This is a genomic window from Endozoicomonas sp. 2B-B (assembly GCF_053470045.1).
The window spans coordinates 913,379-938,321 of the sequence record NZ_JBLZMU010000001.1; the positions used below are offsets into that span (position 1 = coordinate 913,379).

At 48.3% G+C, this 24,943-nt stretch carries 22 protein-coding genes and 1 riboswitch; of the genes, 15 read left to right on the top strand and 7 right to left on the bottom strand.

Annotation, left to right across the window (positions count from 1 at the left end):
- Positions 1 to 57: 57 nt before the first annotated feature.
- The 3 genes from ACOMHB_RS03630 to ACOMHB_RS03640 all read left to right on the top strand — a co-directional run bounded on the left by ACOMHB_RS03630 (position 58) and on the right by ACOMHB_RS03640 (position 2,073).
- The gene (locus ACOMHB_RS03630) at positions 58 to 1,068 is read left to right on the top strand and encodes a tryptophan--tRNA ligase (RefSeq protein WP_448215541.1); all 1,011 of its coding nucleotides are present in this window, start codon (positions 58 to 60) and stop codon (positions 1,066 to 1,068) included.
- Positions 1,069 to 1,309: 241 nt separating this feature from the next.
- Entirely contained in the window at positions 1,310 to 1,468 is a 159-nt protein-coding gene (locus tag ACOMHB_RS03635) for a DUF5993 family protein (protein ID WP_448218600.1), read from the top strand.
- 20 nt (positions 1,469 to 1,488) lie between these two features.
- Positions 1,489 to 2,073 carry a disulfide bond formation protein B gene (locus ACOMHB_RS03640; RefSeq protein WP_448215542.1) on the top strand — a complete coding sequence of 195 codons (585 nt, stop codon included), beginning with the start codon at positions 1,489 to 1,491 and terminating at the stop codon, positions 2,071 to 2,073.
- On the opposite strand, the gene ACOMHB_RS03645 is transcribed toward ACOMHB_RS03640, so the two are convergent.
- From ACOMHB_RS03645 to ACOMHB_RS03655, 3 genes are all read right to left on the bottom strand, one after another.
- Positions 2,058 to 3,590 (bottom strand): PhoPQ-activated pathogenicity-related family protein, encoded by a 1,533-nt coding sequence (locus ACOMHB_RS03645; protein WP_448215543.1) that lies wholly within the window; start codon positions 3,588 to 3,590, stop codon positions 2,058 to 2,060. The genes ACOMHB_RS03640 and ACOMHB_RS03645 overlap by 16 nt on opposite strands.
- A gap of 179 nt (positions 3,591 to 3,769) precedes the next feature.
- Positions 3,770 to 4,291: a hypothetical protein gene (locus tag ACOMHB_RS03650; protein WP_448215544.1), complete on the bottom strand. Its 522-nt coding sequence runs from the start codon at positions 4,289 to 4,291 to the stop codon at positions 3,770 to 3,772.
- Positions 4,292 to 4,351: 60 nt separating this feature from the next.
- A complete protein-coding gene (locus tag ACOMHB_RS03655; protein WP_448215545.1) occupies positions 4,352 to 6,010 on the bottom strand; it encodes a hypothetical protein in 1,659 nt (552 codons plus the stop codon).
- Between the two features lie 172 nt (positions 6,011 to 6,182).
- Here ACOMHB_RS03655 and ACOMHB_RS03660 point away from each other — a divergent pair, with 172 nt between their 5' ends.
- From ACOMHB_RS03660 to tal, 4 genes are all read left to right on the top strand, one after another.
- Complete coding sequence (locus ACOMHB_RS03660) at positions 6,183 to 6,563, top strand: hypothetical protein (protein ID WP_448215546.1); 381 nt, start codon at positions 6,183 to 6,185, stop codon at positions 6,561 to 6,563.
- Entirely contained in the window at positions 6,556 to 6,999 is a 444-nt protein-coding gene (locus tag ACOMHB_RS03665) for a YbaN family protein (protein WP_448215547.1), read from the top strand. The genes ACOMHB_RS03660 and ACOMHB_RS03665 overlap by 8 nt, the downstream gene beginning before the upstream one ends.
- 227 nt (positions 7,000 to 7,226) lie before the next feature.
- Entirely contained in the window at positions 7,227 to 7,694 is a 468-nt protein-coding gene (locus ACOMHB_RS03670) for a hypothetical protein (RefSeq protein ID WP_448215548.1), read from the top strand.
- Positions 7,695 to 7,915: 221 nt separating this feature from the next.
- Positions 7,916 to 8,866 (top strand): transaldolase, encoded by a 951-nt coding sequence (gene tal, locus ACOMHB_RS03675; RefSeq protein WP_448215549.1) that lies wholly within the window; start codon positions 7,916 to 7,918, stop codon positions 8,864 to 8,866.
- Between the two features lie 78 nt (positions 8,867 to 8,944).
- Here tal and ACOMHB_RS03680 read toward each other — a convergent pair whose 3' ends face one another.
- Positions 8,945 to 9,364 carry a hotdog fold thioesterase gene (locus ACOMHB_RS03680; RefSeq protein WP_448215550.1) on the bottom strand — a complete coding sequence of 140 codons (420 nt, stop codon included), beginning with the start codon at positions 9,362 to 9,364 and terminating at the stop codon, positions 8,945 to 8,947.
- A gap of 84 nt (positions 9,365 to 9,448) precedes the next feature.
- Here ACOMHB_RS03680 and ACOMHB_RS03685 point away from each other — a divergent pair, with 84 nt between their 5' ends.
- Positions 9,449 to 9,874: a hypothetical protein gene (locus ACOMHB_RS03685; RefSeq protein WP_448215551.1), complete on the top strand. Its 426-nt coding sequence runs from the start codon at positions 9,449 to 9,451 to the stop codon at positions 9,872 to 9,874.
- Between the two features lie 95 nt (positions 9,875 to 9,969).
- On the opposite strand, the gene ACOMHB_RS03690 is transcribed toward ACOMHB_RS03685, so the two are convergent.
- The gene (locus tag ACOMHB_RS03690) at positions 9,970 to 11,316 is read right to left on the bottom strand and encodes a PhoPQ-activated protein PqaA family protein (RefSeq protein WP_448215552.1); all 1,347 of its coding nucleotides are present in this window, start codon (positions 11,314 to 11,316) and stop codon (positions 9,970 to 9,972) included.
- A gap of 250 nt (positions 11,317 to 11,566) precedes the next feature.
- Between ACOMHB_RS03690 and ACOMHB_RS03695 the strand changes: the two genes are divergently transcribed.
- From ACOMHB_RS03695 to ACOMHB_RS03715, 5 genes are all read left to right on the top strand, one after another.
- Entirely contained in the window at positions 11,567 to 12,082 is a 516-nt protein-coding gene (locus ACOMHB_RS03695) for a GNAT family N-acetyltransferase (protein ID WP_448215553.1), read from the top strand.
- A 97-nt stretch (positions 12,083 to 12,179) separates the two neighbouring features.
- On the top strand, positions 12,180 to 13,010 hold the full coding sequence (locus ACOMHB_RS03700) for a phosphodiesterase (protein WP_422136652.1): 831 nt from the start codon (positions 12,180 to 12,182) through the stop codon (positions 13,008 to 13,010).
- The gene (locus tag ACOMHB_RS03705; RefSeq protein ID WP_422411806.1) at positions 13,007 to 13,675 is read left to right on the top strand and encodes a phosphohydrolase; all 669 of its coding nucleotides are present in this window, start codon (positions 13,007 to 13,009) and stop codon (positions 13,673 to 13,675) included. The genes ACOMHB_RS03700 and ACOMHB_RS03705 overlap by 4 nt, the downstream gene beginning before the upstream one ends.
- A 65-nt stretch (positions 13,676 to 13,740) precedes the next feature.
- A riboswitch (TPP riboswitch) is annotated at positions 13,741 to 13,845 on the top strand.
- 50 nt (positions 13,846 to 13,895) lie between these two features.
- Positions 13,896 to 15,623: a phosphomethylpyrimidine synthase ThiC gene (gene thiC, locus ACOMHB_RS03710; protein ID WP_448215554.1), complete on the top strand. Its 1,728-nt coding sequence runs from the start codon at positions 13,896 to 13,898 to the stop codon at positions 15,621 to 15,623.
- 120 nt (positions 15,624 to 15,743) lie between these two features.
- Positions 15,744 to 20,267 (top strand): HAD family hydrolase, encoded by a 4,524-nt coding sequence (locus tag ACOMHB_RS03715; protein ID WP_448215555.1) that lies wholly within the window; start codon positions 15,744 to 15,746, stop codon positions 20,265 to 20,267.
- Here the strand turns inward: ACOMHB_RS03715 and ACOMHB_RS03720 are convergent, their stop codons facing one another.
- The gene (locus ACOMHB_RS03720) at positions 20,268 to 21,320 is read right to left on the bottom strand and encodes a pyridoxal phosphate-dependent aminotransferase (RefSeq protein ID WP_448215556.1); all 1,053 of its coding nucleotides are present in this window, start codon (positions 21,318 to 21,320) and stop codon (positions 20,268 to 20,270) included.
- Between the two features lie 193 nt (positions 21,321 to 21,513).
- Entirely contained in the window at positions 21,514 to 22,611 is a 1,098-nt protein-coding gene (locus tag ACOMHB_RS03725) for a WD40 repeat domain-containing protein (protein WP_448215557.1), read from the bottom strand.
- Positions 22,612 to 23,142: 531 nt separating this feature from the next.
- Between ACOMHB_RS03725 and birA the strand changes: the two genes are divergently transcribed.
- On the top strand, positions 23,143 to 24,105 hold the full coding sequence (birA, locus tag ACOMHB_RS03730) for a bifunctional biotin--[acetyl-CoA-carboxylase] ligase/biotin operon repressor BirA (RefSeq protein WP_448215558.1): 963 nt from the start codon (positions 23,143 to 23,145) through the stop codon (positions 24,103 to 24,105).
- Positions 24,102 to 24,854, top strand: a complete 753-nt coding sequence (locus ACOMHB_RS03735) for a type III pantothenate kinase (RefSeq protein WP_448215559.1) — start codon at positions 24,102 to 24,104, stop codon at positions 24,852 to 24,854. The genes birA and ACOMHB_RS03735 overlap by 4 nt, the downstream gene beginning before the upstream one ends.
- The last annotated feature ends 89 nt before the right edge of the window (positions 24,855 to 24,943 follow it).

The following is a 24,943-nucleotide window of genomic DNA, read 5'->3' on the forward strand; positions in this document are numbered from 1 at the left end:
CCTTCCCGTTTCCAGTAAAGTGCCCATTGCCACTTCGTGAGGCCTATGAGTGACCCCATGACAAAGACCAAAGTATTAACCGGTATTACCACCACAGGCACGCCGCATCTGGGCAATTATGTGGGTGCTATCCGTCCTGCGATTGAAGAAAGCCGTGACGAAAACATTCAGTCCTACCTTTTTCTGGCGGACTACCATGCCCTGATCAAGGGGCGCGACCCCAAGCGTATTCACCAGTCAGGGCTGGAAATTGCTGCGACATGGCTGGCTTTGGGTCTGGATACCGATCGTGTCACTTTTTATCGTCAGTCTGATATTCCGGAAATTATGGAACTGAACTGGATTGTCGGTTGCATGACCGCCAAAGGTCTGATGAATCGTGCTCATGCCTATAAAGCTGCTACCCAGAGCAATCAGGAGGCGGGCGAGTCCGACCCGGACAAGGGCGTACTGATGGGGTTGTTCAATTACCCGATCCTGATGGCGGCGGATATCCTGATGTTCAATGCCAACCGTGTTCCAGTGGGTCGTGATCAGGTTCAGCATCTGGAAATGGCCAGGGATATTGCCGGTCGAATGAACCACCACTACAAAACCAGGTTTGTGCTGCCAGAAGCCGTGGTGGGTGAGAACACTGCGGTTCTCAATGGTCTTGACGGTCGCAAGATGAGCAAGAGCTACGACAACACCATCCCGTTGTTTGTGCCAGAGAAAAAGCTGCTCAAACTGATCCGCAAGATCAAAACCAACTCTCTGGAGCCCGGTGAACCTAAAGACCCGCAAACCTGCACTCTGTTTCAGATCTTTTCAGCCTTTGCGACGGAACAGGAGGTGGCTGAAAAACGGCAGGAGTACGAAGCCGGTGCTGGCTGGGGTGACCTGAAAAATGAACTCTTTGAATACATCAACAATGTACTCAGGGAGCCTCGTGAGCGCTATAACGCGTTGATGGCTGACCCGGCATTTATTGAAGCTGAGCTGAAAAAAGGTGCGGAAAAAGCCCGTGCTGAAGCAGTGCCGTTTCTGCAGGATATTCGCAATAAAGTGGGTATCCGGCCTTTCGCCTGATTTTTCGGGTATACAGCCAGCCAATGGCTGGCTGCTTCCCAAGCCAGACATCTGCTTTCTTTAAAACGTCCTTTCAACAGACGCTTTTTATCTGACAATAAAAAATGACAGAGCTATGCTCTTACGAAGCCTTCATGTTCAGAAGCCTGCCCGAGATTGGTGCCCGAAGTCACTTTTTAACGCCTTATCAGTGCAGCGCGGCATTTCTGAAACAGTCTCGTCGGGCCGGGGAGCACGGTTAATGCCTTACGCTTTGTTGTCTTTTATTTTCATATTATTTGCGATGCTTGTCGCCTGGTTCAATCGAAGATGGGGCATCGTTTTGTTCAGCATTTCTCTCGTTTTGATTGCATTGATTTTTATGCATCACATTGCCGAGCACCTGGAAATTTATCTATAGACACCTGTCGGAGATCGGTCATGAACTCTCGCAGTGAGATCAATGATTTTGTGAAATTTGCCAGTGTTTTTGAATTGACAATCACCTGCCTTCTTCTGGTTGTCGCTTTCTGGTTTCAATTTGTGATGGGGGAGTTACCCTGCCCTCTCTGTATATTGCAGCGACAGGGAATACTAATCATTGCCTCAGGGTTTCTGCTCAATATGAGGTATCATATTCGACCTGGTCATTACAGTCTGTCGCTGCTGGCAGCCGTCTTGACGAGCTTTATTTCTCTTAGGCAAATTGCACTGCATGTGACAACACCTCAAGGATATGGTGAAGCTATCCTGGGGCTGCATATGTATACCTGGTTGTATATTCTGTGCTCTGCTTTAATCGTGTACATCGCACTGGTCATAGGCTACTCCAGACAATTTGAATTGTATGCATACAGGAACGAGGTTTCAGAAGCGAGAGACCCAAGAATTCGTGGGTTTTCCCATTTGGTCTTTGCGTTTCTGGTGTTTCTGGTTGTTGCCAATATCGTTTCAGTCTTCTTTGAGTGTGGGCTTGAGCCGTGCCCGGACAATCCGCTGCGTTATATGTTTTATGGATGGCTCTGACCATGAGACGCATTGCCGCTGTGCTCAGGGTAAACATCCGGAGTGACAAACACCCGGGTAGTAAATGACAGGTCACGATAAGGTGGATTGGGATAGGTCAGTTCTACAAAGCTGGCTTTCCAACCTTTTTCGGGAGCTTTTAACGCAACATCGGCCCGACAGCTTTTATGGCAATGAAATTTGAGTGCTTCGGATTTAAACTGGGTGACTGTGGGGTTGTCAGGGCTGGTTCGGAAATCTCTGGTTTCAGGATTTTCTGCAGTCCAGAGTTTCATGGCTTTGGGGGGCATTGAGGCTTCCACTTTCAGGTTTTGCTTAGAGACATCCCAGTTGATCCTGGGCATGGGACGATCTTCAATGGTGGCTCCATAAAAGGATTCGATGGTTTCACTGACCAGTGTTTGATCCATTCTGAGAATGTAATGCCGCAGGTCAGGAAGAAATCTCAACCATTTTTCGCCTTTCAGATCATTAAAGTAATAACGGCTGGAATCGGGTAAGAAAAAATCATCGCCCGTGGCATTGATAATGTATTTTGGCATGGCCAGCTGAGGAAGGTAGGAATAGGGGTCGATCACTTCCATTAACTGAGTCAGAGGTTGGGTACCGAGTGTGTGCATCAGGGAATAATAATCTTTGATAGCCGGAGCCCAGCTCTGGTAGCTATTGAAATGGTGGCGCATACTGTCTTGCACGTTAAGCACATCAATGACCATGGGTATAATGGCAGAGACCCTTGTGTCCATTGCTGCTGTCAGCCAGACCGTCCAGCCTCGTTTTGATCCCCCGGCTAATACAAAACGGTCAATTTTTATATGCTTCTCTTTCATCAGTGCCTGAACCGTGTCCATGGCTCTGACGGAAGCTTTGACCATGGGCAGTCGGAGTGGCCAGTTATAGTTTTTCTCCGGGTTATCGAGGAATTTTTGCCAGGTATAGGCAATCAGAGCATCCTCTTTCAGTGGTTTTTTGTCTCCAAATTGCAGGAACTGGTTTGGAATATCTTTCAGGTCAACGACGACTGACCGTGTTCTGGCAGCGATATGGGAAAAATGCAGAGCATCGGTGAACCTCTTGTTATTATCGGGCTGACCTTCAGGCCAGTGGATGGTGCCGCCATTGATATTGAGCAGCGCTGTATCGGCGCTGACCTTTTCCGGTACATAAACCATGACCCGGTGCTCCCAGACGGGGTCAGAGACTTTGTCCTGCTCGCCAACAGTCCAGCGCAGAGACTTCATACTGACAGGGTACACTTTGACCTTCAGCACTTTTCCATCCAGCTCAACGTGCTCTTCAGTTGCTGGTGAAACACTCCACTGATAGTTCTTATCTTTCTGCTTCAGGTAGCAGGGCAGCACGTCATGAAAGTGCTTACCCAGGTAAGAAGGGGTACAGTTTCCGGGAGAGACTTTCAGGTGATCTCTGGCATGAACCTGATGCTTCAGAATCAGAAGACAGAAGCAGAGCAATGTCAGTAAGCTGAACCGAGATCTGGAGATGAATTCTTTTGCCATTTTGTTACTCTTGTTTTGCAAGTTTCCTGGTCGTCCGCAAGGGGGGTCGATCGAATCCCATGTCATTTTCTGAATAATGTTTATATCTTCAGAAATGTAAACGTTCCCTTTGTCGCCGAGCATTAGCGACAAAGGGAATGGGGGGACGAAAACTGTTAACAACAGGATCGTGTAGTGTTTCAATGACGGAGTTGAACAACTATCGCGGGGTAGATGTCAGTATGATCTTCATCAAACTCTCTCCACTTAGTGCTGGATATTAAATCACCCAAGTCTTCTCGTACCCATAGATAAGGAGCTTTATCTATCTGTTTGTACCACCGGGCTTTTACCACGCGATTGTGGGAATCCTGTATGATGATGTCTTGATAAGATTGCGACCAACCGCATTTACTGAATGGCGAGGGGTTTAGGTTCATGATTGCCAGGGGTTGTGATGATGATGGATTCTGACCTTCTTGCCATGTGAAGGTGAAACCGTCGTCAATCATAGGAGGATAAAGCATACATCGAGTTTCACCATTCCTATCGTAAGAAACGGTGTAGATTTGTCTGTGATCGCCGTCTTCAGGTGTCACAAAAGCTATCCAGCTACGTTTTGCTACTGCGTTTGCGTTGAACAGCAGGATCACTAATGTCGTGATTAATTTCAGTTGCGTCAGTAAACCGAACCAAGATCTGGAGACGAATTCTTTTACCATTTTGTTACTCTTGTTTTGTAAGTTTCCTGGTAGTCCTCAAGGGTGTTAAGTCACGGCTTCCTACTCTAAAGGTGCTGTTAACATGAAGTATTTCAGCCTTGATTCATGATCTCTTTGGAGTCTCGCCTTGGTATTACTGCTAACAAATTTCTTGCAGGCTTCTGATCCAAGGTCCAGGCAGGCCGGAACCCTTTTTTGATATCGAGACTGGCCTTCACTCTTTAACCAGAGGCTCTGACCAGGCAGAAAACTGAACTCCAGGCTGTTGCGTGCGAACTCAACAATCTGGTCAAAGGACAGGAGAACACTTTCGCCGGTCTGATCAGGGCTAAAGCTGTGTACGGCCTCAACGAACTGACTGGTCAAATCGACTTTCAGAATACCCGGATAGTCAGTAGCCAGCGTCACTGCAATATTACCATTGACATAAACAGGAAAGGGGTGACCGCTGTTGGGTCCGGTACCGCTCAATCGCTGGTTACTGGTGAGTGGAATTTCAATAGCAATGTCATTAGCCAGCATGGTTTTGAGCAGTTCGGCACTGCAGTTGGTGTATTCTTCGTTACCGGAGCCGGATTGCTTCAGACAGTTCTGTGCCATGAGGCTTATTCCGTGGCCTACACGTTTGGGCTTAACGATCTGAATAGCATCTGCCATGGTGGTTCGATAGTAAAAATCCTCAACCGTGGCCCTGGCCAGTTCTCCTGCATTAAGGCTGATACGCTCTTTCACCAGAGGGTATTGTTTGTGGTTTTTCAGAAAACTCAGCATTTTCATGTGACTGGGGTAATCATTCAGTGCCGTATCATTATTTTCAGATCCACCTATGTTAATGCCCAGCACCTGAGGATCGCTGCCGGAGAGACTCAATTGAGCTAGTTCAAAGGCAAAGATCATCTGGGCGTAAACCTGGGGCAGGGGTTCGGTCCGGTGAACCTGGTGCAGAAACCGGACGCTAACAGAACAGGCAGGGTGAGAGTGACTGTGAGAGCAGTTCAAATGGTCTTCAGAAGCTTTCAAGGCGTTGGCTATCTTTCCGGCAGCGGTCTTTAACTGGGTTTGAAAATCTGACTGGGAACTCAGTCTGGCACGAAAGTCTTCCAGACTTTGGGTGCTGTCAGGGTTCGGTGTGGGAAGATGAGTGATAAGGGAAAATAACTCATCAGGCCCGTTCGCTTCATCGAAGTAGACAGTTGATTCAATGTAGGAAAGTCCATCAACAGCGGCCTTTTTGCGTATATATGAAATGAAACGGGCATCTATCCCATCGAACAGGGCTTTAAGGGTGGGAAAGTAGTTGAAGAAAAGCTTGTTACGAACTTCGACAGGATCGTGAACGTCAGGAAGCGATAGCTGCCTGATCAGAGCTGCATGGTTTTCTTCATTATCGACATACTTCTTCACGGACTGGGTGCAACAGTCACACGGAGCCATGCGATGGTTTTTGTACATGCAGAACTCACGCTCTATCGCAATATCAATGATTTCTTTGGGTTCGATGGCCCCCATGAGGTGATGGCGGAGATTACCGCCCTTTGGCAGTTGATTCATAAACATCTGGAGCAGTGGACGGTTGTTACGAATACTCTCCAGGTAGTCACTGCTCCGCTGATGCCCTCTGGTTAACTCGGAAATCTCAAACTCAGAGGCTGAAAAACTGCTGTTGGCCGTCAGGATCAGTATCACCAGGGCGACTCGAACAAAAATATGGGAATGCATAACTGATCGATATTGAGTGCAGAGGATATCAGTATAGATATATTTTGGGCGATCATTCTAATTTGGGTTATTTCTGCTTTCGGTCGTATTTGCATCCTTTTCGTGATTAACCACCATGAAGCAGAGAAAAGGGTTACTATAGACACGCAGTCAATCTTTAAAGGTTTTGCTTATGTCATTGCAAGCTCCTGCTTTACTCCTGCTGGCTCTGTTTATGACTGGTTGCTCCACGCTGGGCTGGAAAGCGGGGGATATGGCCAAGATCCAGTTTGATCTCAATGAACTCAACAGGGAGGGTCTGCGTGGTAAAGATGACAGCTTGACGGCGGTGTCCTATGAATTCTGTATTCCGGACAATATCGAGTATGTTGATCAGGTTATGGCGATTGATCCAACACTGGTTGTTTACCGGGTTTCGCCGGGAAAAATACAGTGTCGCTCAGGCGAGTATCTGGCCGTCGGTGACACCCATCAGCAGGATTACTATGAAGTTCTGAGAAAACTCACAGAGCTGGAGTACGTAAAGCGTATTCAGGAAGCGACATTTGAGTAAGTGTAAAGAGCCCCGTTTGGCTGATCAGGTAGCAACAGAAAAAGGCAACCTTCTGGTCAGAAATCCATTGTTGCGACTCTTGTATCAGGGGTTGGCAGTACTTTGCATTGTGCTCGGCATTATAGGTGCTGTGTTGCCTCTGATGCCAACGACGGTGTTTCTGTTGATGGCATTGTGGCTCAGTGTTCGCTCTTCACCAAAATTGAATCAGTGGCTGTTGGGGCATCCAAGGTTCGGTCCGGTCCTGAAAGAGTACCTGCATGACAGGGCACTCTCACCCAGAATAGGGTATCGGGCTCTGGCATTGTTATGGCTGGGCATTGGGGTTTCAGCCTGGCTGGTTCCCCAGGTTGTTCTGAAAGTATTGCTGGGACTGATTGCACTGGCGGTGAGCATTTATCTTTGGGTATTAATGCGCAGATACCAAAAACAGTGAGTCAATAGCACACTGATCTTTTTAATCATGCTGCGGGCAAGAAGAAGGGAGCGGGTCGTTTTGATATTCATTTTCCAGGCTCTGGCTATAGTAAAGAAAAGGTATTAGGTCAGGGCATCATCATGGAGTTGAGAAAATTATTAAAACTATTACTGGGCGCCGGTATTTTATTGATTCCGGTTACAGGATACGCGAAGCCAATTTACAAATGTCAGGTAAATGGCGCTGTGGTTTTTACAGAAGAAAAGTGCGACAGCAATGCCAAGCCCATTGAACTTAAGGGATTGGCGGCACCCCTTGAGCCATTTGATATGGATAAACTGCGGGGAATGGACGAAAAGGTCCGCGCCCGGATGATCGAAGATCGTATTGCTCTGAGACAAAAGCGCATTCGGACCTACCGTAATCGCATGCAGAGCGAGCTGAAACAGCTGCAGGCCAAAATCAATAAAAAGACCCCTCAGAATAAAAGCCAGCCCCGAAACAGTGTTAAGGAAAAAGACATCAATACTCAATCGAAGTCTATTGCAAACAGTGTTGATCAGAATACCAAAGGAACCTTGTCTGCTCAGATGAATGCGGTGGTAGCCCGTTATAAAACTCTGATTGAAGCGGAGCAGTTTCAAATTGAACTGTTGCTGCAGGAGTTCAGGGTTAACCAGATGATGCACCAGAACACCTCACAGAATAATTGATTTATAAATTCCGGGTGCCGGATTCATTTCATCACGCAGGATGCAATGAGGAAGTTGTGGAAGCCCGGAAGGCAGCGTTATCAGCTCTGGCCATTGGGCTTTGTTAGAGTGCCTATCGTTATTGTTATGAACTTTTCTTGAATGCAGATACGGTCCTGAGTAGTTCTTGACTATTTTAACGAAATCGATTGCCATAAAAAAAAGTGAGGATTGAGAGTCCAATGAATCAGTTAGAGCAACTCAAGGGTATGACGAAAGTAGTGGCAGACACCGGCGATATCGAAGCCATTCGTCGATATCAGCCTGTAGATGCTACAACCAATCCATCCCTCATTCTGAAAGCGGCTGAACTTCCTGCTTATGAGCCACTTTTCAATAGTGCTCTGGAGTATGGCAAATCCAAAACTGATGATGGAGTGGCGCAGGTCAGGCATGCCTGTGATTGGCTGGCCGTAGCGATTGGTAAGGAAGTCCAGCAGGTCGTACCGGGTGTTGTCTCAACAGAAGTCGATGCTCGTTTATCATTTGATAAGGATGCCACCATTGGCAAGGCTCGGGAGCTGGTTGCCCTTTACCGCGAGCAGGGCGCGGACCCTGAACGTCTGCTCATCAAGATTGCTTCTACCTGGGAAGGCATTGAAGCTGCGAAGGTTCTGGAGCAGGAAGGCATCCGTTGCAATTTGACCCTGTTGTTCAATTTTGTCCAGGCTCAGGCTTGTGCTGAAGCTGGTGTATTCCTGATTTCTCCATTCGTTGGCCGTATTCTTGACTGGTACAAAAAAGCTGAAGGTCGTGACTTTGAAGCGGCTGAGGATCCGGGTGTGGTTTCTGTGACCCGCATATACAACTACTACAAGCAGCATGGCTACAATACTGTGGTCATGGGTGCCAGCTTCCGTAACACAGCTGAGATTATTGAGTTGGCGGGTTGTGATTGTCTGACGATCGGCCCGGGTCTGCTGGATGATCTGGAGAAGACAGAAGCGACAGTTGTTCGGAAGCTGTCTCCGGAGAGTGCCACATCCAGTCATGAAAAAGTGGTACTGAACGAACAGGCTTTCCGCTGGGCAATGAATGAAGATGCGATGGCCACAGAAAAACTCGCCGAAGGCATTCGTAATTTTGCCAGAGATCAGGTGAAGTTGGAGAGCCTGATCGAATCCAGACTGTGATTTTTTTCCCAAAATAACACGACATCAGACCCTGAAGCAGATACAGAAAGACCCGGTATCTGCTTTTCATCAGAACTTTTATCTGCCGACTGCGGCCATGGTAATTCTCGAAATACAGGTGAGCCGCCCCTGTTCATTTTCGATCCTGATTTCCCAGACCTGTGTGCTTTTGCCAATGTGAACGGCTCTGGCGGTACCAGTCACCCGTCCGCAAGTGACTGACTTAAGATGATTGGCATTGATCTCAAGGCCGACACAGTATTGATCTTTTGCGCAGCAGAGGTTGGCTGCAATGCTGCCAAGGGTCTCAGCCAGAACCATCGATGCGCCACCGTGTAAAAATCCAAGGGGCTGTTTGGTTCTCTCGTCTACCGGCATGGTGCCACGAAGAAAGTCGTCGCCTATTTCTACTATATTGATACCCACATGACTGCACATACTGCCTTCACATCTCTGATTCAGGCTTTCTGGAGTAGCTTGGGTCTTCCATATCGACATGGCAGGCACCTTTCATGTTATGTATGAGACACCTTTTTTACTCTTCAAGGTGTATGAGCAGTCAATTTCACTGGAGGAATTGCTATGAAACCCGGGGCATCTTTTTATTCTCTGGACAATCATTCGATACCAGGAAGCATAATCTTCTGTCTATCGGTGGTTTCCATTCTGCTGGTGTTTTGCTCTGTCGAAGTAGAAGCGGCTCCGAACAAAGCGCCCGTGAATATGGAAGAAGCATACAGTCAGCTGGAGCAAAAACTCAATCTCACGGATGAACAAAAGCCCAATGTAAAGGCCATCCTGAAGGAGAGTAGGGAGAATGTGAAAAAGATTCAGGTCACCGATCAGGACCGGCTTGCAAAAGCCAGGGCTCTCAAGGCAAACAGGGATGAAACCAATAAGAGACTGGCGACGGTACTCAACGATCAGCAGATGCAAACCTATCGAGAGTCACGCAAGGAACTACGGGATAAACTGAAAGAATATCGGGATATGAAAAAGTCTGAGTAGCCCCCTGATATCGCTCAGTGCTATTCCGATATATGATCTCTGATGGGCTGTCCGGTTATCCTTTTTTGTCGAGTGGATAAACAGTCAGGGCTGCTCTAAGGATAAACGTCAGGAGTCACCCGAACGCCTGATGTCAGGATCAGATCTGGATAAGGCGCATTGTTGAAGACCAGCTCGATAAAGAAGGCAGTCCACCCATTCTCAGGCGTTGCAGGGCAAAACTGATAAGTCCAGGGCATTGAGACGAAAGGTTCTATCCGGGTTGCCTGATAGCGGATACCTGCCTGTTGCAGTACATCTTTTCGGAAGTCTCTGGCCTCAGGGTTATGGCAAACCCAGGCACGGGCTAATTTAGGTTCAAGGCTGGTTCTGATTTCCAAACCACCTTCATCCAGCAGTTGCCAGTTCATGGCGGGCATATCCTGCTCCGAGATCAGCGCACCAAAGACAGAAGCCATGATCTCATCGGTGTTTACGTCACTGTCCCGGCCCAGGTAATGGCTGGCATTCGGTAAATACCTCAGCCAGGTTAATTCGGATAACTTCGGGTAATAGAAACGGGCAGAGTCTGGTGGAAAGAACTCGTCGCAACTGGCGTTGACAATAAATGCAGGCAGATGAAGCTGACTTCTGTAGACAAAGGGGTCAATATCATTGAGCAATTGCTGCATACCCTTGGATTCCAGGCTTGACAGAATGTCATGATCACTGTCTGCATAATCGCTGATAGCGCTGGCAAAGCCGCCATAAACATTCAGATGATGATTCATGCAGGCTTGTACGTTCAATGTATCGATCACCATTGGAATAAGAGCCATGACCCTTTGGTCAGCGGCTGCCGTCAACCATGAAATCCAGCCCCGTTTGGAAGCCCCGGCGATAATGAAGTCATTTATTCGGGAGCATTTTTTTTCACTGATCTCTTCACTGAACTCGCACAAAGCATCCATGGCCCGGATAACACTTTTCACCATGGGCCATTGAATGGGCATAAGACCATTGTGTTCAGGATCTTCCAGAAAGGCTTGCCAGGAAAAAGCAACAAGATCATCTTCCGACCTAGGAACACCATCCCGAAAGGTCAAAGGCTGGTTGGGAACATCTTTGAGAACGGCTACCGGGGCTTTGGTGAGTTGGCATAAATGTGCGCCATCGACATTATGCGAGGGAGTGAGTTCAAGGGATGGATCGTGCCTTGATCCACTATTAATCATTAACAGACAGGGACTCTCTGAACCTCCTTCAGGCCAGTAAAGTGTGAGGCGGTGTTGCCATTCCGGCTGACGGAGGCCAAACCCTGAGCCTTCCTGCCAAGTCTGGGAAATCAGTTCTAAATGGCTAACGGAGACGACCGGAAACTCTTCGCAATGAGAAGTTTCAAGGCAGCGCCAGCTGAAGCTTTCGTCTTTTCTATTCAGGTAGTCCAGAAATATAGGGTTCAATGCCAGACCTCATAGTTACTCAAGTTCCTTAAAGTTTCATCGGCGGTTCTGGAGTGAATAACAGCCGGGAGTCACTTTGCAGTCAGTCTATCGTGTCTGGGAAAAAAACGTTCGATCTGGCGAACTTTTTTTATCGGTTCAGGGTCGAAGAGAGCAGTACTCTTTTTATTAATTGGGTACAGATTCTGGTTAAAGCGAAAAAATCGACTAAACCTTATCTTGCCTGGTCATTAAGTTTCTGGAGTCTCATGTGCTGATTGTTGCCGAAACACCCCGACTGATCCTGCGAACCTGGCAAGAAGCTGACTTAAAGCCGTATGCCGATATCATTGGAGCAGCTCACAAAGAACTGCATTACAGTATTCACTCCCCGGCCAGCGAAGCAGAAACCGATCTCTGGCGCTTTCAGATCGAACTTGACCATAAAGGCTGGTCTCGTTGGGCAGTTGTACTAAAAGAGAGTAACAGGCTGATTGGCAACTGTGGATTTTCAGCCTATGGCGATACCATAGAAATGAGCTGGCGATTCAGTCAGGAGTATCGCGGTCGTGGGCTGGTCATCGAAGCGGCTGAAGCTGTGACCGATCTGGGGTTCAAAAGATTGGGCTTCAAGGAAATCATCTCTTTTGCTTCACCCCAAAACGAGTTTGCCCTTGATGTGATCGAGTCACTGGGTATGAGTCTGGCCGGTTATGAGGGATGGTGTAATTTAACGGTTGCCCGGTTTTCTCTGAGTTCGGCAGAAGCTCTCAGTCACTCTCATTAGTCTGAATAGACCATCAAAAAAGTAAACAAACTTCCTCTAAAGCGATACCTTTTCCGTGCGATCATTTAACTTGAGAATAATGACGGGATTGCATTTTATGGTCTATCGATTTGTACACTTTTCTGATCCCCAGTTGGTTCCGGCGGGCATGTTGAATTACGACATTGACCCACAGGCAAGGTTGAAAAACTGTGTCGATACACTTGTGCAGCAAGTGCCGGAATCCAGCGCCTGCATTATTACCGGTGACCTGACACACTGGGGCGAGAAAGAGGCTTATAGAGCCCTGAAAGAAGAGTTGGACAGGTTGCCTTTTCCGGTTTACTGCCTGATGGGCAATCATGATCACAGGCAGAATTTTCTGGATGTTTTTTCGAGTCACCCAAGGCAGCAGGAAGGTTTTATCCAGTTTAAGCTCGAAACAGAAGGGGTCAACCTGATCTGTTTGGATACTCTGGATGACAGAAAGCGCAGCGGGATTCTTTGTGAGCAAAGACTGGCATGGCTTAGAGATGAACTGAAGGCATCAGACAAACCGGTTTGCCTGTTTATGCACCATCCTCCTTTTGAAACGGGGTTGGCGAGTATGGACAGGGACAATCTGATCAACTCAGCAGCACTCTGGTCAGCGATCAAGCCCCATAAGGAACGGATCAGGCATTTGTTCCTGGGGCATTTGCACCGCTCTGTTTCAGGCAGTTGGCAGGGGATCAGCTTTTCATGCCCACCTTCACTGGTACACCAGACACCTTTTGATTTTGATAACCCCAGGCCAGACTCTGTTTCGCCGGAGCCTCCGGTTTATAATCTGGTGGATATTCACCCGGACAGAGTGGTTGTCCACACTCACAATTTTTTGCATGATTTTCCGGCTATTAACAGCAGAACCTGTCAACGTTACCAAAGGCCTGTGGATCCCGAATCATGAACTTTAATGAACCTGCACTGCTGAAAAGCTGGGAAGAACGTTTTGTCGAATACCTGCAAGACAGGGACTGCGATGATGCCTCGCACGACATTTCCCATTTTCAGCGGGTCTGGAAAACCGCTCAACAATTGATGGATGAGGGGCGTTTTGACATTAACCGGCTGGTGGTTCTTGCTGCCTGTTATTTTCACGACATTGTGGTGTTGCCAAAAAACCATCCGGAGCGCTCCAGGGCTTCCACCCTGGCGGCTGAAAAGACTCAAGTCTGCCTGAAATCTCTGGCCTTTCCAGAAGAGCTGACGGCTGCCGTGTGTCATGCAGTAAAAACTCACAGTTATTCCGCTAATATCACTCCTGAAACTCTGGAAGCTGAAGTGGTTCAGGATGCCGACAGGATGGAAGCTTTGGGCGCGATTGGTATTGCCCGCTGTTTTTATACGGGCGGCAAGCTGGGCCAGAAACTGTTCGATCCCGAAGATCCCATGGGGAAAAACAGGGCGCTGAACGATCGTCAATACTCGCTGGACCATTTTGAAATCAAGCTTTTACAGATTCAAAAGACCATGAAAACAGAGCCCGGGCGTAAAATGGCGGCACGTCACAGTGATTTTTTGCAGACCTTCAGAACCCAGCTGTGTAAGGAGCTTTCAGGCGACTACAGCTGAATAAACCCTTGGTTTTTTTGTGTCTTTATACTATTAACCTTTTAGAAATCTACTTATACTTTCCGGCAATCTTGTCGGAGCGCCACAGGCTGAGACCGAATTGCTGTTTTTCGGAATCCGTAGAACCTGCTCAGGTTAACACCTGCGAAGGGAACAAGATGGCCTATCCGGCAAGCTATATCGAAACCGTCATGAACCCAACGTGAAGGATACAGAAACGATGGCTTGCGAGAAAAATGCGTCCGGGTTTGACCGGCAGTTGCTAATGGACGCCTGTCGCCCTTTTCCCAACTCTCAAAAAACCTATGTAACAGGCAGTCGCGAAGACATTCGTGTGGGTATGAGGGAAGTTCGCCTGCACGATACCCCCGAACGTTTTGGTGGCGGCAAGAATGAACCGGTGCGTATTTATGACACTTCGGGCAGTTACACAGAGACCGGCGTTCCTCATGATTTGAATCAGGGCCTGCCTGGTTTGCGCTCACAGTGGATTGAAGAGAGAGCGGATACTGAGCTGCTCGACGATCGCTCCTCGGAATTTGCCCGCTCCCGTCAGTTCGACCTGCGCTTGCAAGATATTCGCTTCAAAGCACTGAGAACGCCACGCAGGGCCAGGGCTGGCCAAAATGTCTCCCAGCTGCATTACGCCAGAAAGGGGATAATTACTCCGGAAATGGAGTTTATTGCGATTCGCGAGAGTATGGGGCGCACTGATGGCTCCCATATCACCCCGGAGTTTGTCAGAAAAGAAGTCGCTGAAGGGCGCGCCATTATTCCCGCCAACATTAATCACCCTGAGTCCGAGCCCATGATTATCGGGCGCAACTTTCTGGTGAAGATCAATGCCAATATTGGCAATTCTGCGGTGACCTCTTCCATTGAAGAAGAAGTTGAAAAGATGCTCTGGTCGGTTCGCTGGGGTGGCGATACGGTGATGGACTTATCCACAGGCAAGAACATCCATGAAACCCGTGAGTGGATAATCAGGAACTCGCCCGTGCCTATCGGCACTGTGCCTATCTATCAGGCTCTGGAAAAGGTCAGGGGCAAGGTGAAAGACCTGAGCTGGGAAGTCATGAAAGACACCATTATTGAGCAGGCAGAGCAGGGTGTGGATTACATGACGATCCATGCCGGTGTCCTCAGGGAACATGTCGCTAAAACCAGAAACAGGGTGACAGGCATTGTTTCCCGGGGCGGAGGTATTCTGGGCCAGTGGGCAGAGATGCATGATGCCGAGAATTTTCTCTACGACAATTTTCGGGAGCTGTGTCAGATCTGTCAGGCCTATGATATCAGCCTGTCTCTGGGGGATGGATTGCGCCCCGGTTCTATCGCCGATGCCAACGATGAAGCGCAATTTGGCGAACTGAAAACCCTTGGGGAACTGACAAAGATTGCCTGGGAATACGATGTTCAGGTCATGATAGAAGGACCGGGTCATGTACCCATGCACCTCATTAAGGAAAACATGGAGATGCAACTGGAGCATTGTCATGAAGCGCCTTTCTATACCCTTGGACCTCTGACTACCGATGTGGCACCCGGCTATGACCATATTACTTCAGGCATTGGTGCTGCCATGATTGGCTGGTATGGCTGCGCCATGCTCTGTTATGTCACACCCAAAGAGCATCTGGGGCTGCCTGACAGAGATGATGTAAAAGCCGGTCTGATTGCTTATAAAATTGCCGCTCATGCTGCTGATTTGGCCAAAGGTCATCCCGGTGCCCAGGTTCGGGATAATGCCCTGTCCAAGGCGCGCTTCGAATTCCGCTGGCTGGATCAGTTTAACCTGGCTCTGGACCCTGATACGGCCAAAGCCTATCACGATCAGACATTACCTCAGGAAGGTGCGAAAGAGTCTGAGTTTTGCTCCATGTGCGGACCCGATTTCTGCCCTATGCGCATGACCCAGGACGTGCGTGAACTGGAAGAAACTGCCTGAAAATAAACTTCGGGAGTCAGTCCTCTGGCTGACTCTCTGTCGCCTGTCGAATAAGTGACGTAACCACAGCTTGCTAAGCTTTTGGGAATGTTTAGCTGTGCCAATGACAAGGAGGTCATAGTGGTTCCTTTTTCTCCTCTATCATTTCTTGATTTCTATAAATCCAATAAAGACGTTCAAGGCAAATATCCCATTCTTGATAATGGTCGCTTGTCATCGGAAAAAGTCGGCTGGGTTCTGGGGCCGTCTGATAAGTACAATGCCTTTTGTCGCTCCGTAAGCATTTATTACCAGCGACACAATGAACTCATGGATAAGCCAGAGCTGGTGGGCGTTAGTCGTGAAGTACGGACGGCCACCGGGGCCAGAACCCCGCTGTTAAAAAGAGATGTATCCATCACAGATCCGGCTACGCCAAGAAAGGCCAGTGTCTGGAATGATGAATGTGTAGCCTTAAACCAGGCCAGTCTGACCGTTCTGCATGAGGCTGAGGTTGAGCTGGTTCAGCTACTCCTGAAAAAAGCACCAGACAATGAAATAGTGGCAGCCGTCGAAAACCTGATCTCAAAGTTCTGTTTGACCACTAAAGCCCGAGACAAAGATGACTGGGAATCTCATTTAAAGGACTTTATGGAATCCGAGAAAGTCGATATCCGGATTCAATGTGCGAAACATCGGGCTCCTGATGAAGAGAAGCCTTATAGGGTTACATTACTTCAATCAACAACGGATACAACTCGCAAAAATGTGTTCACTTCCCGGCATACTGGCGATCTGGACCAATATTTTTACGTCATGGATCAGGCTATTGATTATTTCAAGACAAACCCTCCCAGAGAGCTTCGGTTTACCAGACGGGAGCGGGCGAATGCCCGCCGTAGTGATGCACTTGATACTCAGCGCCTGTCTGCGATTACTCCGCCGCAAATCAGAGAGAAGCTGGTTCACAGGGCATGTCAGATATTTGTGGATATTCTCGGAGACAGACAATACAGTTTGACCGTTCAGGATATGAAACAGGCTTATCGGGATAAAGTGATGACCGATGAAATGGTCAATGCCTGCCTGGATAATATGAAATTTAATGATCCTCTGCTCAACGAATTGGGGCGCACGGTCAATGAGGGTAAGTTCCTGTATGGCGTTCTCCCCGCAGAAGATATTCAGGCAGCTTCAGAGGCTGCTTCAAAGACCGTAGAGGACGACAACGCAATACCTGTGTTTACCAGCCTTGAGAAATTCTATAGCTACCTGAGACAGTCTTCTGCAAAGCCCCATGACATCAGTGACGAGCTGGACGACGATTATAGGCAAATGGGTTTTAGCCCATTGGGTGAGGAGTTTGTTGGCCCTCAGCAACCAGCAACCAGGGAACAGCTGGAAGCCTTTAAAAAAGCCAGGGCATTCAACCCGGATATAAAGGATGCAGACCTTGCAGTGGCTATTCATCTTTTAAATACCGATGAGAGGCTGGCCCGGGGAGTTTTGAACAGAAGCCCTCGTCAGCAGGACTACATCCGTGAGTTTTCCGGGAAAATTGTGGTAACAGCCAAAAAGGTGATTGCAACAACGGATGGAGCGTCTGTTGTTCCGCAGACAGTCACGACACCGCCTCCTGTTCCTGAAAAACAGCCAGAAGCTTCTGCCGCGAATGCTATGCCCTCTGAGCAGTCTTCATGGCAGTTGCCGGAAATGGACGACGCTCAACAACAATTCCTGACCATGAAAGCTCAGTGGGATCGTATACAGCCATCCGGCCAGCAACCCGACCGGGTTGTCAGTGGCCGGTTTAATCAGCATAGGGTTCATGCAGTTTCTTTTGAGGATGCTGTGCGCAATCTGGAAGCAGAACGTCGAAAGATGCTCATTGATGTGCAACATATGGAGGCAGAAGCATTTAACCAGATTAAGGAAGACCTGGACCGTGGTTATAACCGTTCCAAAATTGGTCTTGAATACCAGTATGGACGGATTGATAAGGATGAAGCCATACGACAGATAGAGGCTGGAACTTTTGGCGCTGATAGAGTCAATCGCCTCACCGAGCTGGATAAAATGACGATCCACAGGCAGACCCTGATTTCAGCCGATGAAGAAGTTGAATTTGAACTCCTCAATAACGTTGTATCCGAACTCTATAAAAGACAGGCAGCGGGTGATTCAAACTGTCAGGGCTTTGCCAACTCTCTGGAGCATTTTGCCAGAGGCAAGGGGTATAACCAGGTCCATGCCATTTCAACGCCAATAGAGATTCCTTTTGATAACAGTGAGACGACGCCTATTGTGGGTTGGGCCCAGATCGACGGTATTGAAGAAAAACAGCATCACCATCAATTTCAGAATCATGTCGGTGAGTTTTTCGAAGCCATCAAAAAAGGTCAGCAGAGACAGCCCGGTGCCGCCAAAAGGCCATTAGCCGAGGCGTTTGATAGTGACCGGTATGTTGTCCTGAAATCAGGCGAAAGCGGTGGTGCCGGTCATTACACCTTTCTGCAAAGACTGAAGTCATCCGGGCGATTTATCGTAGTGGACGCACAAAACCGCCAGATGTTCCCTGTGTTTAATCCCGATGGAACACTGACGGATGAAGCCAGGAATTACTTCAAAAGTGTCTCCGTCCAGGCCTACTCTCCAGAGTTTGTGAGTGATGAGCAATATGACAGGGAGATTGACAGCACCAACCTTTGTCTGGCCAGTGATCGAAATTATGGCCATCTGATAGGCGTATTTGAGCAGCTGGATAAGGTGCCTGAACAGTGGCAGGTCAGTATTGAAGCAGCTGCTGACTGGTTATCCAGCCATGTCAATGGGGCGCCTGCCAGGACTGAAATTATCAAAGGTCTGGAGAGAGCTCCGGGACGTGAGCTGTGGCCTTCTTTGTGGGATGGCACCTACCAGCTGAGAAGACCCGCTGAAGTCGAACCTTTGAAGCATCGTTTTGATGCCTTCGATCCAAACAAAGGGCGAGAGTCGTGCCGTGATCTGATAAAGAATCTGGTGCTTCTGTCACCTGAGCAAAGAAGCAGTCGTCGTACGGCTTATGAGGCATTTCAACAGCTCAGAGGCAGATATATACAGATTGATCAGGCAATGAGGGATGTTCAGGAAACCAACTTTAATGCAGCTTTTCCAACAGAACGGGAGTGGAATGAGTATTGTGGTCCCGATGTCGATATGAGGCTAGAGACTAATATCGACAAGGCTGAGCAACAGGTGATTAATGCTCAACCGATAAGTAAGTCGGCTGCAATGAAACAGCTAATGGACGACTTATGCAAGTTATCTCCCGCTGCATCACAAAGTCGAAAGCAGGCTGCCAGAGAATTGGTACAGATTCGACCTGAACTCCAATTGAGTCCAGCGGAGGTAGAAGCGAATCTATCCAGATGTTTCTCTGAAGCGGGTTGGGATTTCCTCTGGGGGGGATTGAACCTCAAACGCAGCCAGCTGATCTCTCTGCAGATGAAAATGGACCAGGCGCAAGTTTCCAGAGCAGAAGACATGAAAGCATTGATGCATGAGATGTTGAGGCTTTCTGATCCTGCTGCCAATAACATAGAGCTTGCTTCGCAGGAACTGGCCCAGATACGACCCGATTTAGGTCTTGATCCTCTGGAGATTGAAAGAAACCTGAAACAGGCATTCCCGAATAATGACTGGAAAACAGAAAACCGCGCTCTCAGGGGGAGGGCTAAAGAAGTCAAAGATGATATCAAGCTGAATTTGATGGGCCGGGGACGTCAGGTCATGACCTGGGGGCAGAATGAGCTGCCAGCTGCTCAGGCAGTCACGGTTCCACCTGCGGAGGTCACAGTATCTGAAGCAGCGAGTGCTTTACCAGAAGCTCTGAAAGTCCGTGAGTCAGTTAGAGTGCCGAAATCACAAGACATTAGGGAAGTGCTGGCACATATCAAGCCCGGTGAACCGGTCCTGGTCTGTTTCGATTTGGATGAGACGCTCATCGCCAAAGATTTAGTGGCCGAGGGTCGTAAAGAGAGACGTCTGGTCAATCCTGATACGGCCACAATCATTCAGGATATCCGAACAAAGGCGGGTCCGGGCAATGCCAGAATTATTCTGCTTACTGCCAATGACGAAGACTCTTTGAGAGAAAAACTTGAGAAAACACAACTCGACAGAAATCTGTTTGATGATGCAATCACGGTCAAAATCCAAACGGGGCCACTGAAAACCAAGGAGCAGGGCTTGCATCACTACCTCGACAAATCCGGGCATCCGGCACAACACATCGTCATGGTGGACGACTTGCAGGACATGCTGAAGTCTGTTGAAAAAGCCGCTGATGACCGAGGCATACCCTATACGACATTCCACTTCTATGGCGCTAAACCGATGATTTACAGGGTGGACTTTGCTGCCATCCGGGAAATGTTCACGTCTGGAGATGGAAGAGGTCCTGATATCAGTTTTGAGCGATTTATCGAGCTGCAGGAGCTAGCTGATGATAACGGTTGGAATTCTGGTGATTTGACAGCGATCTATATCAACGAATCGCCTTCAATGAGAGATATGATTGATGCGGAGAGAGAGTTCAACCCTGATTTTAATTGGCGAGACTATAAATTACCAAGAGGCTATCAGCCTCCTGCGCATTTGGGGAAACCTGTGATTAACTATCAATAATCAGATTATCCGGGACCAGGTTTGGATAAGAGACTCAGTCTGGGCCTTGTTGCCCAGATTAATTCTCAAGCCTGTTTTACCACTTTCATCGGCCTTCGGTCGAACCAGTATATGGTGAGACCGGAGGTATTTTTCGATCTCATCCGGGTTGTTCGGGAATGTCCAGACAAAGTTGGCGACACTGGGCCAGTAATCAATTCTTTTGCTGTTCAGAAAATCTTCAAACATGGGTTTGGAGACTGCCATCACCTCTTTAACATACTGTTCGGTGTAGCCCGGGTTGGAGAGTGCTGCATCTATCGCAATCACTGCCAGCTGATTAACGTCGTACGGGCCGCGAACATTCAGCAGTGCTCGTATATTCTCACTATTACTGATGACATAACCAAGTCGAACAGAAGGTAAGCCCCAGGTTTTTGAGAAGGTGCGGGTAATCAGCAGATTGGGGTACTGTTCAACGACATCTGCCACTGTTTTCTGCGTGTATTCAAAATAGCATTCATCCACAAGAATGGCGGCGTTGGGGGCAGCGGCTGCAATTTCAAGAATGTCTTCCCTGGCCACAAGGGTACCACTTGGGTTGTTGGGATTGGAAATCACTATAAGCCGGGTTTTATCGGAAATAGCATCAAGCACAGCCTGTTTGGGAAAGCCACTGTCTTTGGAATACGCAGGCTCAATAATATTGAGGTTTTCTACCCTGGCCACCTGCTGATACATGGCGAATGAGGGGCGGGGAATAATGGCTTCTTCACCTTCACGGCAGGCTGAGCGGATGATCAGTTCGATACCCTGGTCGGAGCCGTTGGTGATCATCAGCTGATCAGTATCAACATTGCAGTATCGGGCAATCTTTGCAGCAATGTTCCCATAAGATGGATAGCACTGCAGGCGATCAGCCTGGATGAAATCAATCATGGCCTCTTTTACTGAAGGGCAGACGGGCAGGGTACGTTCATTAAAGTCCAGCAGCAGGTGGTCATGAGGGTCCCGGCCTTCCAGAGGGGGGGTGTAGGCTCCCATTTGGACAATGTGGGATTTGAAAATACTCATGACAAACGGTCCTGCTTGTTCTTCCAGAGCGCAAGTATATTCAGAGTGTGTCGGGCAAGCCAAGGAAAATAACAGGAGCAGTCGGCGGCAGGCCGAATAACATGAGTCTGCTGTTTGTTTTCTGGAAGGTCGGATCAAGCCAAAAGACAAACCATGACAGAGGCTGAATTGGCCAGATGGTTTTCCAAAAACATCATTGCACTAACATGCCCTGAAGAACCGCAGCTAGTAATGCGATTAGCGAAAGGGCTGTAAGCGTCGAAGAATTACCCATTTCGGTGCCACTTTTTATTCTGGTTACCGGGTTGGGTTCTGTACAGTTTTCAGTTGTAGCGGCCTCTGTCGTATTGACTGCTGTTGTAACCGCTTCAGTTGTGCTGGTTTGAGTTGTAGGTGCTCTTACACCATCGACCCTGTACATCGCGATCTCTGTTCTACCGACTGACAGCCATTTACCGTCGGGGCTGAATGCAAGAGCGTTTGCTGGCAACGGTGACTTTACGTTCGGCAGTCTGTCAATTAACCGGTAGGATAACGGTGTGATTCTATAAATATTCACATATCCATTTATATCCCCAACCAGCAGTTGGGTACCCTTTCGGTTGAAGGCAATGCTAGCTACCCGCGTCGGTGCGGTAAAGGTTTGCAGAGGGTTGTCAGGGTGCGTCCCGTTTAAAAGCGTGATCTTTTTTAGATCATCCGCGGTTGCCAGCAGGGTGCCGTCGGGGTTGTAGGCAAAAGCCAGTATCCTGGCGCCCGAAATAAAGACGTTTTTCAGGTGGATATACGGGCTGATCCCGCTGTAAATTCTTAGCCAATTGTTGCGGTCGACGACTGCCAGCGGGTCGTTGACGGGGTGGAAGTGAGCGTCTTGTATATAGCTTCTTGCCTGGGGGAAGATTTTCACGAAGTTGAACAGATTTGTGCTGTTTTTAAGATAAAGCCTCACATTTGTATCTTTCCCCCCCGCTGCCAGCAGGGTGCCGTTGGAGTTAAAGGTAACAACTTCTATATCGTTTTGCCCTTCGGTCAGGGTATCCAGGAGTGTGAACGGGCTCAGCCCTTCAAAAACTTTGACCGTATTATCATCCCCTCCGGTGACCAGCCGAGTGCCGTCGGGACTGAAAGTAACGCTTTCTACCCATTCTGTTGCTGGCACGGAACGCAGGAGTCTGGGGTTTCCTGAACTTATATCAAAGATGAGCAGGGTTCCTGTAACACCGCAGTAGCTATGGCCGCTACCTATCCCTACAGCTATGAGCGTACTGTTTTTATTCCATGCAATACTCAAAGCCCTGTTGGGTCCACAAGGTGTCGGTGGGATGGCAGTGGGCGTTGAAGTAGGTATTGCCTGTGGTTGGTTCGGATCTATGTCAATTACATGGAATAATTGAGGAGGTATTTCTGTTGGCCCAATCAAGCGCGACGTTTGAGCCTGTATACAGCTTAGCGGCAGTGAGATAATCAGACTTGTAATAGCCAGATGCTTCCAAAAGTTCATTACCTTTCTCCAGAGTTCCGGCTTTGAATAATTCGGACCGTTTCCTGAGCCGGTGTGGCCATGATAAAAAACACTGAAAATAGCGAGATGAGACTGCTTCAGAACCGGGCAGCGCTTCCGGGCTTCTGGAAGAAAAATCCGCTGCTCATCCAGAATTGGAAAAAAGAGTATATGGGTTGATCGTTCAGGATTGAGTATAAGCCGGGTCTTGGTGAAAGAACACCAGAAACATCTCGGCAATATCATTCCTTGAATGTCTGGATGATTTGAGCAGCAGGAATGAAGCGCATATTATTTGTTCTCAGTTGTTGGGAGTGGTTGATGGATAAATTACTGGGCTTGTTGGCGGACGGGCAGTTTCATTCTGGTGAAGATCTGGGTGAGCAGCTTGGGATCAGTCGGGCCGCTGTCTGGAAAAAACTGAAAGCGATTGAAGAGCTTGGCCTGGCAGTGGATTCTGTGCGAGGTAAAGGTTACCGCCTCGGCAGTGGTATTGAGCTTCTTGATAAGAAAAAGATTGAGAGCACTATAGATATAGGTGTTCGAAATAAATCTGAAGTCCATACCTGCTTTATTGCGGAATCAACCAATGACCTTGTTCGTAACCTGGGGCCGGTTCCTGCCGGAGTCACTCGTTTTTGTCTGGCAGAGTATCAAGCAAAAGGGCGGGGGCGACGGGGTCGAGTATGGAGCAGTCCTTTTGGGTCAACAATAAGCTTGTCTGCCCTTTGGCAGAATGGTGAGGGAACGGCTTCGCTGGAGGGGCTCAGTCTTGCGGTAGGTCTGGCCGTTGTGAAAGCACTGGAAACATTGGGAGCCGGAGAATTAAAGCTTAAATGGCCCAACGACGTTCTCTGGCAGGGTAAAAAACTCTGTGGTGTGTTACTGGAAGTCCATGGAGATCCCACGGGTGAGTGTGAAGTGGTGATCGGAATAGGCATTAATGTCCGTTTAAGTGATGAGCAGCTGGAGTCAGTGGGTCAGCCGGCTGTTGATCTTTTCCGGGTGTGTGGCAAGACGGTGAGCCGAAATGCGGTCGCAGGACAGTTAATCAATACCCTGACTCATTTGCTCGATGGATTTGGACAAGGTGGCTTCAGGCTGTTCAGAGAGCAATGGTGCGAATACGATGCCTATCGTGGCAAGGAAGTTGCATTAATGGCTTCGAACCGATCCGTAACAGGGCGTTATATGGGAGTGGATGATCAGGGCGGGCTGCTGCTCGAGACAGTTTCTGGTCTTCATGTTTTTAATGGTGGAGAAGTGTCATTTCGTCAATCATGAATGAGATCATCGATAGACAGTTGCAGCTGGATGCCGGAAATACCCGACTTAAATGGCGTCTGATGGCCGGTGGTGCTTCCGTTCAATCGGGCTTCATTCATAATGATGCTGACTGGCAGATTATCTTGTCCCTGCTTCTGGAAGAGTTGGGAACTCTTGACTCCATTGCTATTTCAATAGTCTCAGGGAACGCAAGATTAGAGCAGTTAGTGCGCATTTTGTCAGAAGCTACCGGCGTGGAGCCATTTATTGCTAAAACCCGAAAAAGCTTTGCTGGTCTTACAGTTATCTATAAAGAAGTAGAAAGGTTGGGTGTAGATCGGTGGCTGGCCATGCTGGCGGCACATGCTCATTCTCTGCACAATACTAAAATCGTTGTCAGTTGTGGTACAGCTATTACAGTGGATGTGATTGATGGTCACGGAAACCATCAGGGAGGATTCATTGTTCCGGGTATCCGCTTGATGAAAAATGCTCTGGCCGTCAATACGGCCAATCTCGATAACATTGAGCATCCTGCGGAAGCAACAGCATTGGGAACCGTCACTTCAGAATGTATTAACCATGGTGTTCTGGCTATGGCAGTATCTTTCATTCATGAGACCTGTCTTAAATGGCCGGGCGCCCGTTTGTTTCTGACCGGCGGCGATGCTTCTTTGTTGCAAACTCACATAAAGGAAGAAATAGAGCAGGTGCTGATTGAAGAGTTGGTTCTGGATGGACTCTCGATTGCCTTTGAAAGACAATAATGTTTTTTAATCACCCAGATTTAAAATTAATGGGAAGTCATACTGTTTATAAAAGCTGTTTATAGAAGCTATTTATAGAGTTTAACTTC

Bases quoted from the DNA above. Each gene is read 5' to 3' on its own strand.
- ACOMHB_RS03630 (WP_448215541.1), top strand. From the start codon at position 58: ATGACAAAGACCAAAGTATTAACCGGTATTACCACCACAGGCACGCCG.
- ACOMHB_RS03635 (WP_448218600.1), top strand. From the start codon at position 1,310: ATGCCTTACGCTTTGTTGTCTTTTATTTTCATATTATTTGCGATGCTT.
- ACOMHB_RS03640 (WP_448215542.1), top strand. From the start codon at position 1,489: ATGAACTCTCGCAGTGAGATCAATGATTTTGTGAAATTTGCCAGTGTT.
- ACOMHB_RS03645 (WP_448215543.1), bottom strand. From the start codon at position 3,590: ATGGCAAAAGAATTCATCTCCAGATCTCGGTTCAGCTTACTGACATTG.
- ACOMHB_RS03650 (WP_448215544.1), bottom strand. From the start codon at position 4,291: ATGGTAAAAGAATTCGTCTCCAGATCTTGGTTCGGTTTACTGACGCAA.
- ACOMHB_RS03655 (WP_448215545.1), bottom strand. From the start codon at position 6,010: ATGCATTCCCATATTTTTGTTCGAGTCGCCCTGGTGATACTGATCCTG.
- ACOMHB_RS03660 (WP_448215546.1), top strand. From the start codon at position 6,183: ATGTCATTGCAAGCTCCTGCTTTACTCCTGCTGGCTCTGTTTATGACT.
- tal (WP_448215549.1), top strand. From the start codon at position 7,916: ATGAATCAGTTAGAGCAACTCAAGGGTATGACGAAAGTAGTGGCAGAC.
- ACOMHB_RS03680 (WP_448215550.1), bottom strand. From the start codon at position 9,364: ATGTCGATATGGAAGACCCAAGCTACTCCAGAAAGCCTGAATCAGAGA.
- ACOMHB_RS03685 (WP_448215551.1), top strand. From the start codon at position 9,449: ATGAAACCCGGGGCATCTTTTTATTCTCTGGACAATCATTCGATACCA.
- ACOMHB_RS03700 (WP_422136652.1), top strand. From the start codon at position 12,180: ATGGTCTATCGATTTGTACACTTTTCTGATCCCCAGTTGGTTCCGGCG.
- ACOMHB_RS03705 (WP_422411806.1), top strand. From the start codon at position 13,007: ATGAACTTTAATGAACCTGCACTGCTGAAAAGCTGGGAAGAACGTTTT.
- thiC (WP_448215554.1), top strand. From the start codon at position 13,896: ATGGCTTGCGAGAAAAATGCGTCCGGGTTTGACCGGCAGTTGCTAATG.
- ACOMHB_RS03720 (WP_448215556.1), bottom strand. From the start codon at position 21,320: ATGAGTATTTTCAAATCCCACATTGTCCAAATGGGAGCCTACACCCCC.
- birA (WP_448215558.1), top strand. From the start codon at position 23,143: ATGGATAAATTACTGGGCTTGTTGGCGGACGGGCAGTTTCATTCTGGT.
- ACOMHB_RS03735 (WP_448215559.1), top strand. From the start codon at position 24,102: ATGAATGAGATCATCGATAGACAGTTGCAGCTGGATGCCGGAAATACC.